The following is a 13,471-nucleotide window of genomic DNA, read 5'->3' as shown; positions in this document are numbered from 1 at the left end:
ATCCTTAAAAAAAGGAAAAAATAACATGAAAATGACAAAAAAATAAAAAAGAGAAAAATCAGAGGATTTTAGAAGCTTCTTCCAAAGAGGTAAAATAAAGCGTATGGGATTTTTCAAAAATTTCATTTGCTTTTTCAAAGGAGGTTTTTCCAAGCATAACGGGTATTACATTTTGATATTTAACCAGTATCCGGGCTATTTTTTCAGCATCCGTCATAAACTGGGGTGTTACGATAACAAAAATAAGTTCGCTTAGTGGCGCTAAAATTTTTAAAGCGCTGTCGTATCTTTGGGCGGTTGCGTCTCCTATAACATCGACGGGATTGTTGTGAGACCATGTTGGGGGCAGTACGCCGTTTAGTTTTTCTATTATGCTTTTATCCAGTGTTTTAATTTTTTTATATCTGCTGACAAGATCTGTTAAAACAGTGCCCGGACCTCCTGCGTTTGTGACGATGACAATTTCTTCAATATGATTGAATTTAGGTGAGAAAATAAGACTTTCTATCGATTCTTTTATCTCAGCTCCTGCCGAACGGGCAAGGTTTATTATCATTTCATAGTTTCCGGCTATATTCCCGGTATGGGAAAATGCCGCTTTTTTAGCCGCTTTGCTTTTCCCGGCTTTAAAGAGAAGTACGGGTTTTTGGGATTTTCTAAGAGATTCTAAAAATGCTTTTCCGTATTGCAGGCCTTCTGCATAAATAGAGATTATTTCGCACGATTTTTGGGCGTTTAATTCGTCAATGGCGTTTGCAAAATTAAAATCGGCCATATTTCCCATCGAAATTATATGTGAAAAACCTATTTTATAATGTTCGGCTTTGTCCATTATTGCCGTTAAAACCGCTCCGCTTTGGGAAATAAGACCGATATTGCCTTTATGGATTTTGCTTTTTGCAAATGTAAGATTTAGAGTTTTTTCGGCATTGTAAATTCCCAGGCAGTTCGGACCGACAATATTTATATTATATTTTTCGGCAAGAGATTTTAATTCGTTTTCGGCTTTTGTATTTCCGATTTCTTTAAATCCCGCTGAGATTATAATGAAGTTTTTACATCCTTTTTTAATAAGCTGTTTAACCGAGTCTAAAACAAACTGTGTTGGAATGGCTATTACAGCCGTGTCTATTTCCGGAAGTGAGTCTATTTGGTTATATACAGGTTTATTAAAGAGTGTTTTAAGTCTCGGATTTACAAAATATACCTCGGCGTTTGATTTGAGGGAGTTTTTTGCAATTGCATATCCTACTTTGTTTTCTTTGTCCGTTGCTCCTAAAAGGGCAACTTTTTCATTATTAAATAAAGACACCGTTTTGTTTAAATGATGTTTTTTTTCCGGTTTTCCTTTTTTTATTCTTGCATCTACCGCAATGAGACCTTTGTCGGTGTATAAAAAAGGATTGATATCAAACTCTTTAATATCTTCGTTTTCAAAAAGTTTTTGAAATTTTTTGATTTCGTTTATTACGATGTCTATATCATACCGTCTGCCTCTGAATGAAGGGAAAATTTTTGATATTTTAGTTTTCAGAATAGACTTTTTTATTTCTTTTTCACCGGAAGCTGTATCGATGTAGCATACGTCTTTTTCTATTTCTATAAGAGTGCCTCCTTTTCCGAAAAGAAGAATTTCTTCAAAAATAGTATCAAATATTCCTCCTATAAAAAGTTCGAGCCCTTTTATCTGTTCTTCTATAATAAAACCGTCTTCATTATCAAGGGTTATACCGTTTTTTTTAAGATTGTTAATGATGGTTTCTTTTGCTTTTTTTAACGCCTTTTTATCAGTAATATCCGTAATAACTCCGCCCACATCGCTTTTATGAACGACTTTTGAACTGTGTATTTTTAAAACGCACGGAAATATGTTGAAATCCAGATCTTCGTTTAATTTAAATACCTTATATTCGGGATGTTTTATGTTATATTTATCCAGCAGTGTATAAACTTCGGCTTCTTTCATTTTTTTCCTTTACAGACCCATCAAAGGTTTGGCTATTTTAACCATTTCTTTATCCAGGGTATATTTTGTGTTTATTATTTCTTCTAAATCTCTCAAAATAAAGCTGTCATTGTAAAAAGTTACTATTTTGTTGGGATTTGAATGCAGGCTGTCAATTGCGTTTACAATAAATTCCGCTGCTCTCAGTCTTTCTATAACGGTAGGGCTTCCTCCTCTTTGCACATGGCCGAGTATCGTAATTCTGCTTTCAAAACCTATTTCTTCTTCAAACCATTTTTTTATTCTGTCCGTTATTTTTAGCCCTTCGGATACTATGGAGATAAAATAATTTCGGCCTTCTTTAATTTCGTTTAGATATCTTTTTTTAAGATTTTCAAGATTGTATTCAATTTCGGGAATCAGACACATTTCCGCACCGTTGGCTACTGCGCTTGTGAGTGCCAGATATCCGCACTCCCTTCCCATTGTTTCTATAACGAAAGCACGGCTGAAGCTGCTGGCTGTGTCTCTTATTTCGTCAATTGCGTGCCTGATTACATTTAGGGCCGTATCTACGCCGATAGAATATTCGTTTAAAGCTATATCGTTGTCAATGGTGGCCGGTATTCCCATAAAAGGTATTTTGAATTCGTTGTAAAAAATATTAAGAGCATGAAAACTTCCGTCTCCGCCTAAAATTATAAGAGCGTCTATTTGGTGTTTTTTGAGGTTTTCATAAGCCTGTTTTCTATATCTCTTTTCATACCATCTTTTACTTCTGCTCGAACGTATGACGGTGCCTCCTTTGTATATGATTCCTGCTACGTCTTTATACGAAGCGGATTTGATTTTCCCGTCTATAAGACCTTCAAGACCGTCATATACAAAGTAGGGAGATATGTTTTTTTGTTTTGTATATTCTACGAATTTTTTTATTGCGGCGTTCATACCGCTGCTGTCGCCTCCGCTTGTAAGAATTGCTACATTCATGAGTATCCTTTATAATTTGTCTGCGTAATAACTGCTTCTGACCAGCGGTCCGCTTACTACCGATTTGAACCCGGCTGAAACGGCCATCTGTTTAAGCAGTTCGAATTCTTTATGCGTATAATGTTTTTTTACGGAAACATGCTTGGCTGAAGGCTGAAGATACTGGCCTATTGTAAGCTGGGAAACCCCGGCGTTTATAAGATCTTTCATAGTGGCTTCGATTTCTTCAAACGTTTCTCCGAACCCTACAATTATTGATGATTTGGTAATTTTGAATTTCGAATAGTACTCCAGCACTTTAAGACTCATAGAATAAGAGCTTTTGGGCTTTAAGCGCTTATGAAGTCTTTTTACTGTTTCTATATTATGTGCGAGTTTGTAAGAATCGGAAGAGACCATCAGATTTAACGCATTAATATCTCCGTTAAAATCCGGAGTAAGACTTTCTATTTTGGTATCCGGGTTTTGTCTGTATGTTTCTTCTACAACATTATAAAAATGTCCGCTTCCGTAATCCGGCAGATCGTCTCTGTCTACCGAAGTGATAACTACATATGAAAGCCCTAAATCTTTTACGGCGGAAGCGATTTTTTCGGGTTCATTATAATCAAGGGGATCAGGTTTTGCGCTTGTAACGTTGCAAAACCTGCAGTTTCTTGTGCATTTTGACCCCATTATCATAAAAGTTGCCGTACCTCTTTCGAAACATTCGGCAAGGTTGGGACATTTTGAAGAATAGCATACGGTGTTTATGCCGTATTTGTCAATTATATTAAGCGTTTTTTTTATTGTTTCAAATGCCGGAGCTTTGACTTTGGGTTTCATTAAATACCTCTGTTATTATTTCTTTTAAAATATTTTTTGATTCTTCGATTGATATATCCACTCCTTCATTATACAACGATGTAGCTTTAATATTGCTTAAATTGCAGGGTCTTATTGTGTTAAACGTTTTTAAGTCGGGATTGATATGAATGGATATACCGTGATTGGATCGGCCGTCTGTATAGCTGAAACCGAGTGAAGCGATTTTTCTGTTTTGTATGTAATATCCGGGCTTGGTTTTGTCGTATTTGATGGGAAGCGCAAACTCCTTAAAAAACATATCCAAAACTTTTCTTATTTTTTTAAAAAAATTAGGAGGGCTTTTTACACTGAAAATAAAATAGACCATCAGAGTCCCTTCGTCGAAATAGGTTATGCTGCCTCCTCTTTTAACCGGAACCGCATTAGGAAATTTTTCTTTTTCGTTTATTCCGACCGTAAAAACAGGGTAATGTGTGGCAAAAAGAACTATATTTTGTTTTAATGGAGTGAGTTTTTCCTGTATTTCTAAAAAGCGTTCATATTTTATCAGTCCTAAATCTCTGAAAATAATATTCATTTTTTTCCTTTTATAAATTATAGTAAAATTTCATAAAAAAAGGATAATTTAATGAGAGCACTTTTAAGCGTGTCTGACAAAACGGGTATTGTTGATTTTGCAAAACAGCTTGTAGATTTGGGATTTGAGATAATCTCAACCGGCGGGACTAAGAGAATTTTACAGGAAAACGGAATCAATGCGATCGATATCAGCGAAATTACGAAATTTCCAGAATGTTTCGGCGGAAGGGTGAAAACACTTAATCCGTACGTTCACGGAGGAATTTTATACAGAAGCGGGATTGACGACGAAGAGGCAAAGAAACTTGGAATTACAAGAATAGATTTGGTAGCTGTAAACCTTTATCCGTTTAAAGAAACTATTCAAAGAACGGATGATTTTGATGAAATTATCGAAAACATCGACATCGGCGGGCCTACAATGGTAAGAAGCGCGGCTAAAAACTTCAAAGATGTGCTTATTGTAACGGATCCGGAAGATTACGATAATGTTGTAAACGCACTTAAAGAGAAAAATGACACATATGAATTCAGAAGAGATCTGATGATAAAAGCATACGAGCACACAGCCGCGTACGACAGTATGATAGCAAACTATATGAACGAAAGATTCAACGGCGGGTTCGGGAATAAAAGATTTATCGTAGGAGAGAGGGTGTTTAACACAAGATACGGTGAAAACCCTCATCAAAGAGGTGCACTGTATGAATTTGAAGATTTTTATAAAGGTCTTAACATTATAAAAGGAGAGCCGAGCTTCAATAACCTCACAGACATTAACGGTGCCGTAAAAATTGCGGTGAGTCTGGGAGAAGGCGCTATAAGTATCATCAAACACGCAAACCCGTGCGGAGCAGCGAAAAAAGACGACCTTGTTACAACATGGCAAAAAGCTCTTGAATGTGACCCAATCAGTGCTTACGGAGGGGTTGTAGCGGTTAACGGCGTTGTAACAAAAGAGCTTGCAGAAGAAATTAACAAAATCTTCGTAGAAGTGCTTATTGCCGGTACTATTACGGATGAAGCCGTTAAAGTGTTTGAAAAGAAAAAAAGAATCAAACTATTCGATTTAAGAAAATCTAAACTCGAAATTCCGGGAGATGTATGGGATTTCAAACACATTGAAGGCGGATTTGTATTCCAGGATGCGGATGTAGTAACTGAAGATGAGGTTGCTCAGGCTAAATGCGTTACTAAAGTATGCGTGGAAGATAAAAAAGATCTTGAAATGGCGTGGAAAATTGCGGCTCTTACGAAATCAAACTGCGTTGTGTTCGTAAAAGACTCTCAAATGGTGGCAATCGGTATGGGAATGACCAGCAGGGTTGACGCAACAAGATGTGCCGTTGAAAAAGCAAAATCACTTGGACTTGACATTACGGGAAGCTCACTTGCGAGTGAAGCGTTCTTCCCGTTCCGTGACAGCGTGGATTACGCGGCTGAAGTAGGGGTAAAAGCTATTATTCAGCCGGGCGGCAGTATCAGAGACGATGAAGTTATAGAAGCGGCTGATGAAGCCGGAATCGCTATGTATTTCACAGGAAAAAGACATTTCCTTCATTAGTCTTTTTCTTTGAATTTTTTACACTCTTCCATGTTTTTAGGAAGTCCGCTCTCTTCTGAAAGACAAGGGGCGTTAAACAGATATCCGCTCCATATACCCGGCAGAGTTTTAAAAAATACGATAAACCAGAATGTCAGAAGCTGGACGGTAAAAACGTATCCTAATATTTTGAATATTTCATATCCGGTAAGGTTGTATATTGCATAAGTAGATGCGGTAAATACTCCCACAGGGAATGTAAACGCCCACCATCCCATACTAAACGGCAGTCCTTCTTTAAAATATTTTAAAGTAATAAGCCATGACATAATCCACCACCAAAGAGCGTATCCCCATATTAAAATACCGGTAATTATTCCAAAAAGGTTTAAAAATTCTCCAAAATTTTCATGCAGTTTTATATCTGACGCGTGACCTAAAAGCAACAGCGAAAGAGCGCCCGTCCCAAGAGGTCCCAAAGTCAGCCAGCTTGTCGTCGCCATTGCAATGTCGGGCAGTTTGTGTGTGACCAGTCTCAAAAAAAGTATTACAAGCACCGAAAAAGCCAAAGGAACGGAAAAACTCCACAACACATAGCTTGAAAAAATAAGAACTTTAGCAGTATGAATATTAAAATAAGGTGCCAAAAAACCTCCGGCGGACGCCGTTACCTCGCAGGCAACTATCGGTAAAAGCCATACCGCGGTCATGTTTTTGAGTGAATGTTCTTTTTGAATCGTAAACATTAAAAATACGACGCCAAGTCCTATTGTAACCGCGAGAAACGCATCAAACCACCATAAAAAAAGAGATACATTTAAATAATGAACACCCGGCAGATTAACTTTAAAAACGGTAAAACCTTCCAGTATAGGCACCAGTCCCATAGGAACAGCACCTAAAAACATAGACTGGACGGGATGTTTAAGCATAAGTTTGACTGTTTCGGGAAAAAATATAATTCTGCTTAAAAACAGTATGGAAAATAACAGAAAAAAGAATATGTCCATAACCCAGAAACTTTTAAGAATAATATTTTCATACGGAAAATTTATTCTAGTGTTGTGCATAATTAAAAACGAAATTCCGGTACCCATATTCAGGGTAAACCAGTTGGGTGTAAAATTTTTGACTATTTCTTTGAGATTCTTGTGCTTAAACGGTTTCATTATGCTCCTTTTTATTTTTTGAGAGTATAGTTAAATGAATTTAATTTAAAAAATTTATAAAATTTAATATAATAATAAAAAAAACAAATAAGGCTTAATATGACCCTCAAAGAACTTGAAATATTTTATAAACTTGCCAAATACAATCATATGGGAAAAACGGCAAAAGAGCTTGGGATAACACAGTCAGCGGTTTCACTGGCTATTAAATCACTTGAAAACAGTGTCGGTGAAAAACTGTTTGAAAGAATAGGCAAAAAAGTCGTATTAAACGAATACGGAAGAAGGTTTTACGAAGAAACGGTTTTTTGTTACGAAGCTCTTACTGATGCTGAGAAAATGTTTGACAAAAACAAAATATCCGGACATTTAAAAATAGTAACGAGCAAAAGTTTCGGAAATTTTTTAATGCCTGAGCTTATTATCAGATTTCTTAATAAATACAAAGACGTTAAAATATCGCATTTTATAAGAAACTCTTCGCAGATTATACAGATGATTAATAACGGCGAAATCGATTTGGGTATTATTGAGACTGAAATAAACGAAATAGATATAATCAAAGAAAAAATAGGCAGCGATAAACTGATTATAGTAAGCAGCAATGAAAAACTTTCAAACAAAGAGGTGTTTATCGATACGCTTTTTGATAAAAAGTGGATTTTAAGGGAGAAAGGATCGGGTACCAGAGAAATGTTTATAAAGGCTCTGGGCGAACTTAAAAAAGATATAAATCTGTTTTTGGAATGCAGCGAGTTTGACGAAATTAAAAACTTTCTGCTTAAAGACAGCGATATGGTAACCTGCATTTCCGAATATGCTGTTAAAAAAGAGCTGAAAGAAAAAAAGCTCTTTGAAATAAAGGTGAAAAATATAGATTTAAAAAGAAATTTTTATATTGTTTATCATAAAAATAAATATAAAAGCAAACTTTTAAACGAATTTATAAAATGTATCAAATCCGGTCATAAAAATTAAATCAGTTTGAAAATGTTTTCCAAAAATATAAATACCGCCATAGCCATCGTAAAATAAGCGAATATCAGTCTTAATTTTTCCTGATTAAGATTTTCTCCTATTTTTGCACCAATAAAACCTCCAAGCGTTCCTCCTATAACGAAAACGGCGCTGATAAGGAAATTAACCTCTCTGTGCTGTAATATATAACTTGTCATTCCGAAAAGTCCGAACAGAAAAATAATAAATAAAGATGTTCCGACTGATTCTTTCATACTCAGATTTGCACCCATATACAAAGCCGGAACGAGTAAAAACCCTCCTCCTACACCGAAAAGTCCGCTGGCAAATCCTACAATAAAGCCCAAAACGATAATTTTTAAATAATTTTTTTTCTGGAGTGTTTTTTCAGGCGTTTTTCTTTTTTTGGTCATTCTGTAGCCGATGTAAAACATTAAAAACGAAAACAGAACAAGCAGAAGATGACCGTTAAGGTGTCTGTTTACGAGTGAGCCCAGATAAGTGCTCAGAAGTCCCGGAGCTGCCATTAAAAACGCCGTTTTAAAACGTACAAGATTATCTTTCATATATGTAATCGATGAAATTAAAGATGTGGCTCCTACGGCAATCAGAGACGTTACAATAGCCAGATGTATATTTTCTCCTACAAGGTAGACCAGTAGCGGTACCGCCAGTATAGAACCCCCTCCGCCGGTCAGTCCGAGGGCGAGGCCGGAGAGCAATCCGCTGAAAACCGTCAGAATGTATGTTTCCATATTTTCTCCTTACGGTTTCACTGCGTCTGCAAACGCTGCAATTCCGCCTTCAAGGGATTTTGAGTTTTCAATGCCTAAAAGATGTAAAAACGCTGTAGCTACGATAGTTCTGGCTCCGCTGTGACAGCTTACTATTATTGTATGGTCTTTATACTGAAGTAGTTTTTCTATGTTTTCTTCTTCAAACAGTTTATTTAAAGGTATATTTAAAGTATTTTTGTATGTATATCCTACCAGAGAAGTTTCGTATTCGGTTCTGATATCTAAAATAAGTATTTTTTCGTCGTTTTTGATTTTTTCAATTACTTCTTCCACTTTAATTCTGCAGGGTTTAAGTTTTAAAAACTCCTGGTCGAAATGTTTGAAATGCTCGTTGATTTTATTTAACAGTATCAAATCCATATTTTCCATATACGCTCCTTAAAAATTTTTCGAAATTTTAATGATATTTTTTTTATTTGATAAATTAAATTTTTTCAATATAATAATAAATATTATTTATATGACTTCAATTTTGATTAAAAGGAAAGAAATGCTTGCACCGATTATAGAGCATCAGAAAGATATAAAAGAAATTTATAAAAAAATGGAGTTTTTGAGAGACAATTTTATTCCCGGGCAGAATGCTTTTTTTGAAGAACTGGAAGAACTGGCAAAAAATATGAAAGAAGAAATCGAATATCATTTTAATCTTCAGATTCATTCCGTTGGAACAAATCCGAAAACCGAACATCTTGTAAAAGAAAATCTGCTTGTAAGGGACATATTGTTCAGAATGCTTGATTTTATCGTATTAAAATCAAAAGAAAATTCAATGGACGCTTTTTTGAAATTTGACGATTTTGATGAAATATTAAGAGCTTACCTTAAAAAAGAAAAAGGGCTTTTTATACAAAATATCGAGTCTGAACTGGATGAAAAAGAGATAAAAGAGATTGAAGAAAAGCTTCTTACACTAGTATAGAGACATAAACGGGCTGTTATTTTCGAAATTATAACAACGGGCGGTTTTGTTTTAGTGAACCGTTTTCATGTTGAAATGAAAGATTTGTTCTTGCAAAAATTGTTATTTTATGATAAATTGCGCCAAAAAAGGAGATATGATGGATTGGTTTGACGAAAGCAAAAGTCCTAAAGATAAATTTTTTGAAATAGTATACCACGCAAACAGAAACCTGGTAATCGAAGAGCTTGAAGACGTATTTAAAAGACTTGCGGCGCTTGAAATAATAGCTGAAGAGTGTTTAGGCGACGAGGTGGATCAGAAAATTAACGAAATAGTTTTTAACAGAAGCTCTGAGCTTGAAGAGGTGGAAACAGATTTGTATATTCACACAATGTCAAATATACTTACGAAAAATGAATAAGCTTTTTATTTTTTTTCTCCCCGTTTTATTACTGGCTGAATTTTGGAATTTTCCTCATCAGATTCAGCTTAAAAAAGATCAGACTGCAAATTTCGACGTTTATTACAACGGCAAAGTTTATCCTTTTAAATTCAGATGGACCCTTTACATTAACGATATATTGACCGTTCTTTACAGATATGACAATTTTCCCAGACAGATTACCCTTTATAAAGATCCTCCTTTAAATACATTTAAAGTGCCCGTTGCAAAAATTAAGCAGATATATCCGTATTTTTATATAGAATTTAAAGATTTTAATGGTAAAATAGCAACATTCGATATATATTTAAAAAACGGGGGCGGGGTAAAAGTCGATTTTAAAGGTAAAAAATGAGATATTTCGAAATAATGGACAATATGTTTGAAAAATTTGAAGAATATAAAGACATACAAAAAGGCAAAGGAATCAGAGGCAGATTAATTACAATTATAAACCCCGAAGCTGATAAACTTGCCGCTGTTGTAGAATCCATTCATCTTGCAAGTCTTCTTCACGATGATGTAATCGACGAAGCGGACAGCAGAAGAGGAGTTCAGTCAATCAATTCAAAATACGGAGACTTTACAGCTGTAATGCTTGGAGATATCGTATATTCAAAAGCTTTTTACGAATTGATAGATTTCGGAAAAGAAATTGCCAAAACTGTTTCAAACGCTGTATTTTTACTCTCTCAGGGAGAACTTGAAGATGTTAAACTCAGCAAGGAAATCAATCTGGACAAACAGAAATATATGGATATGATCTATAAAAAAACCGCTTCGCTTATAGAAGCTTCGTGTAAAGCGGCGGCGATCAGCGCAGGATTTGATTCCGATAAATTTGCGCTTTACGGTAAAAACATTGGAATAGCTTTTCAGATTATAGACGATCTGCTCGATATTACACAGGATGAGCAGACACTCGGAAAACCGGCAATGCATGATTTTTATGAAGGTAAAACCACACTTCCTTATATATATCTTTTCGAATCTTTAGACGGCAGTGACAGGGAAAAATTAAGAAGTCTTTATAAAAAGAAACTCTCAAAAGAAGAAACAGAGTGGATAAGAAATAAAATGAAAGAAAACGGAATTATTCAAAAATGTTACACCGAATCTAAAAAGCTTGTAGAAGAGGCAAAAGAAGCGATAAAAGAATATAATATAGCGGCATTGGACGTTATTGCAAAAAAAGTGGTTGAGAGGGAGTTTTAATGTATAAATTTATGCTTGAAGCTCTCAAAGAAGCCAAAAAAGGTGTAGAGTCCGGGGACGGAGGCCCTTTTGGAGCCGTAATAGTAAAAGACGGAAAAATAGTCGGAAGAGGCCATAATCAGGTAGTGGGTCTTAAAGATCCGACTGCACACGCCGAAATTCAGGCCATAAGAGACGCAAGCAGGAATTTAAACGATTTTTCTTTAAAAGGGTGTGTTTTATATGTAACGGCCGAACCTTGTCCTATGTGTTTCGGTGCGATACACTGGGCCAGGTTAGACAAGGTTGTTTACGGAGCGACAAGAAAAGACGCAGCCGAGATAGGTTTTGACGACAGTCTGATTTATGACATTATACAGGGCAAAACTGAAGACAATGTTGAATTTATACAGAAATACAGGGACGAATGTCTGGAAGTTTTTAAAGAGTGGTACAATAAAAAGGATAAAGTCCCTTATTAAACTATTTCGTTAAAAAGTTTTTCATATCTTTTCGCCTCTTGAGAATGTGGAAATCTTTCTACGACGCTCATCTTTTCAAACGACATTGATTCAATAATGTCGCTTTTAGGTATATAGGTGTTAAGATATTGAGATTTAGGCAGTTTAAGTATTGTCTGGATTATTTTTTTATGTGCGGGTTTGTTTTCATAGCCGTTTACGAACAGTTTTATGTTTTTTGCGAGTTTCGTTTTAAGTATCTGGTTGTATGTTCTGAGGGAAAGTATATTCGGAAGCACGGGTACAATAATGATATCCGAATTTTTAAGAAGGTCTCTTGTCAGCTGGTTAAGTGTGGCAGGCGCGTCTAAAATGATAAAATCGTATCTTTTTTTCAGGATACTTAAAAGATCCTTCATTTCGTTTTTGTATTTTTCAAGTTTGGTATCCGCTGGAATTATATCTATGTTTTCATATTGGGTGGCTTTTATTATTTTTTCCGCCGGTTTTTGAAATATATATCTTTTTTTGGGTTTTTTATTGAAAAAATAACTGCTGGCTCCCTGAATATCCAAATCCCAAAGAAGCGTTTTGCCTCTTTTTGAAGCAACACTTGCAAGATTTACTGATGTGGATGTTTTACCCACGCCCCCTTTGATGTTATATAATGATATTATCATTTTCTTCCTTCGGATATTCGCACTTTATAATTGCTTACTTTTGATATAATATCAAAAAGCATGCGGAGTTTCAAATGAAAGAGATAAATATAAACGAACTGCAAAATCCGGAATACGTACTTGTCGGGAATAAAAAGATGCCCCTTAACGATCTTATAAACGAATATGTCGATTTAAAAAAAGTAAATAAAAAAGCTATAAGAAAATATTTACAGGAGCAGGAATTAAAGCCTTACCAGGCCGAGCTGATTAAAATGCAAAAATATCTTGAAGACAATCAAAAAAGAATGGTTGTTCTTTTTGAAGGAAGAGACGCGGCTGGCAAGGGCGGAACCATAAGAAGAATAGTCAGATATATGAATGAAAAACACTACAGGGTCGTGGCACTCGGAAAGCCGAGCGACGTGCAGAAAACACAATGGTATTTCCAGAGATACGTGGAGCAGCTGCCGCGCGGGGGAGAAGTTGTGCTGTTTGACAGAAGCTGGTACAACAGGGCGATGGTGGAACCTGTTTTCGGGTTTTGCACTCCTGAGCAGTATGAAACGTTCATGCAGGAAGTCCCTATGTTTGAAAAATCTCTTGTAATGGAAGGGTCTATTCTGGTTAAAATTTATCTTTCTATTTCAAAAGAGGAACAGGCAAGAAGATTTGACAAAAGAAGAAGGGATCCTTTAAGACAGTGGAAACTCAGCGAAATAGACCTGCAGGCACAGGATAAATGGGATGAATTTACAGAAATGAAATATAAAATGCTAAAAGCCACCCATACGCATTTCGCCCCTTGGACGGTAATAAGAAGCGACAACAAACATTTAGCCCGTCTTAACGCTATGAAAGTTATTTTAAATGCGGTGGACTACCCTGACAGAAACGAAGAACTTGATTACGTACCAGATGACGGAATAGTTGTCAGCGGCGCGAGGGAAATAGAAATTATGGAAGCCGATAGAATAAGAAGCGGTAAATTCGTTAGTTAATT

General features: G+C 35.7%; 16 protein-coding genes. 8 read left to right on the top strand and 8 right to left on the bottom strand.

The features are described from left to right. Positions 1-58: 58 nt before the first annotated feature. From ACZ5EP_RS03630 to ACZ5EP_RS03615, 4 genes are read right to left on the bottom strand one after another with little or no spacing between them, the layout of a single operon-like run. Positions 59-1,966 carry an acetate--CoA ligase family protein gene (locus tag ACZ5EP_RS03630; protein WP_464509477.1) on the bottom strand — a complete coding sequence of 636 codons (1,908 nt, stop codon included), beginning with the start codon at positions 1,964-1,966 and terminating at the stop codon, positions 59-61. Between the two features lie 9 nt (positions 1,967-1,975). After that, a complete protein-coding gene (locus tag ACZ5EP_RS03625) occupies positions 1,976-2,935 on the bottom strand; it encodes a 6-phosphofructokinase (RefSeq protein WP_127680063.1) in 960 nt (319 codons plus the stop codon). Positions 2,936-2,944: 9 nt separating this feature from the next. Further along, complete coding sequence (locus tag ACZ5EP_RS03620; RefSeq protein WP_464509475.1) at positions 2,945-3,760, bottom strand: lipoyl synthase; 816 nt, start codon at positions 3,758-3,760, stop codon at positions 2,945-2,947. Beyond that, complete coding sequence (locus ACZ5EP_RS03615; RefSeq protein WP_127680067.1) at positions 3,729-4,319, bottom strand: lipoyl protein ligase domain-containing protein; 591 nt, start codon at positions 4,317-4,319, stop codon at positions 3,729-3,731. The genes ACZ5EP_RS03620 and ACZ5EP_RS03615 overlap by 32 nt, the downstream gene beginning before the upstream one ends. A 51-nt stretch (positions 4,320-4,370) precedes the next feature. Between ACZ5EP_RS03615 and purH the strand changes: the two genes are divergently transcribed. Next, the gene (purH, locus tag ACZ5EP_RS03610) at positions 4,371-5,885 is read left to right on the top strand and encodes a bifunctional phosphoribosylaminoimidazolecarboxamide formyltransferase/IMP cyclohydrolase (protein ID WP_464509474.1); all 1,515 of its coding nucleotides are present in this window, start codon (positions 4,371-4,373) and stop codon (positions 5,883-5,885) included. Here purH and ACZ5EP_RS03605 read toward each other — a convergent pair. Continuing rightward, a complete protein-coding gene (locus ACZ5EP_RS03605; protein WP_464509472.1) occupies positions 5,882-7,033 on the bottom strand; it encodes a TDT family transporter in 1,152 nt (383 codons plus the stop codon). The two genes, purH and ACZ5EP_RS03605, sit on opposite strands and share 4 nt — an antisense overlap. A 99-nt stretch (positions 7,034-7,132) precedes the next feature. Here ACZ5EP_RS03605 and ACZ5EP_RS03600 point away from each other — a divergent pair, with 99 nt between their 5' ends. Continuing rightward, positions 7,133-8,011: a LysR family transcriptional regulator gene (locus tag ACZ5EP_RS03600; protein WP_127680073.1), complete on the top strand. Its 879-nt coding sequence runs from the start codon at positions 7,133-7,135 to the stop codon at positions 8,009-8,011. Here the strand turns inward: ACZ5EP_RS03600 and ACZ5EP_RS03595 are convergent. Together ACZ5EP_RS03595 and ACZ5EP_RS03590 are read right to left on the bottom strand one after the other, a co-directional pair. Continuing rightward, on the bottom strand, positions 8,008-8,766 hold the full coding sequence (locus ACZ5EP_RS03595; RefSeq protein WP_464509471.1) for a sulfite exporter TauE/SafE family protein: 759 nt from the start codon (positions 8,764-8,766) through the stop codon (positions 8,008-8,010). The genes ACZ5EP_RS03600 and ACZ5EP_RS03595 overlap by 4 nt on opposite strands. 9 nt (positions 8,767-8,775) lie before the next feature. Beyond that, positions 8,776-9,177 (bottom strand): rhodanese-like domain-containing protein, encoded by a 402-nt coding sequence (locus ACZ5EP_RS03590; protein ID WP_464509470.1) that lies wholly within the window; start codon positions 9,175-9,177, stop codon positions 8,776-8,778. Between the two features lie 121 nt (positions 9,178-9,298). Here ACZ5EP_RS03590 and ACZ5EP_RS03585 point away from each other — a divergent pair, with 121 nt between their 5' ends. From ACZ5EP_RS03585 to ACZ5EP_RS03565, 5 genes are all read left to right on the top strand, one after another. Continuing rightward, on the top strand, positions 9,299-9,730 hold the full coding sequence (locus ACZ5EP_RS03585) for a phosphoribosylaminoimidazolecarboxamide formyltransferase (protein WP_464509469.1): 432 nt from the start codon (positions 9,299-9,301) through the stop codon (positions 9,728-9,730). Between the two features lie 139 nt (positions 9,731-9,869). Then, positions 9,870-10,133: a DUF2018 family protein gene (locus tag ACZ5EP_RS03580; RefSeq protein WP_464509468.1), complete on the top strand. Its 264-nt coding sequence runs from the start codon at positions 9,870-9,872 to the stop codon at positions 10,131-10,133. Beyond that, positions 10,126-10,509 (top strand): hypothetical protein, encoded by a 384-nt coding sequence (locus tag ACZ5EP_RS03575; RefSeq protein WP_464509467.1) that lies wholly within the window; start codon positions 10,126-10,128, stop codon positions 10,507-10,509. The genes ACZ5EP_RS03580 and ACZ5EP_RS03575 overlap by 8 nt, the downstream gene beginning before the upstream one ends. Next, positions 10,506-11,369, top strand: coding sequence for a polyprenyl synthetase family protein (locus ACZ5EP_RS03570; protein WP_464509466.1), 864 nt, complete (start codon positions 10,506-10,508; stop codon positions 11,367-11,369). The genes ACZ5EP_RS03575 and ACZ5EP_RS03570 overlap by 4 nt, the downstream gene beginning before the upstream one ends. After that, positions 11,369-11,830, top strand: a complete 462-nt coding sequence (locus tag ACZ5EP_RS03565; RefSeq protein WP_127680088.1) for a nucleoside deaminase — start codon at positions 11,369-11,371, stop codon at positions 11,828-11,830. Before ACZ5EP_RS03570 ends, ACZ5EP_RS03565 begins: the two co-directional genes overlap by 1 nt. Here the strand turns inward: ACZ5EP_RS03565 and ACZ5EP_RS03560 are convergent. Then, positions 11,827-12,489, bottom strand: a complete 663-nt coding sequence (locus ACZ5EP_RS03560) for a ParA family protein (protein WP_464509465.1) — start codon at positions 12,487-12,489, stop codon at positions 11,827-11,829. The two genes, ACZ5EP_RS03565 and ACZ5EP_RS03560, sit on opposite strands and share 4 nt — an antisense overlap. A gap of 74 nt (positions 12,490-12,563) precedes the next feature. Between ACZ5EP_RS03560 and ppk2 the strand changes: the two genes are divergently transcribed. Then, complete coding sequence (ppk2, locus tag ACZ5EP_RS03555) at positions 12,564-13,469, top strand: polyphosphate kinase 2 (RefSeq protein WP_464509464.1); 906 nt, start codon at positions 12,564-12,566, stop codon at positions 13,467-13,469. Positions 13,470-13,471: the final 2 nt, after the last annotated feature.

The organism is Nautilia abyssi (genome assembly GCF_055388085.1).
The sequence above is the reverse complement of the archived record's forward strand: the minus strand, read 5'-3'. Positions and strand labels throughout refer to the sequence as shown.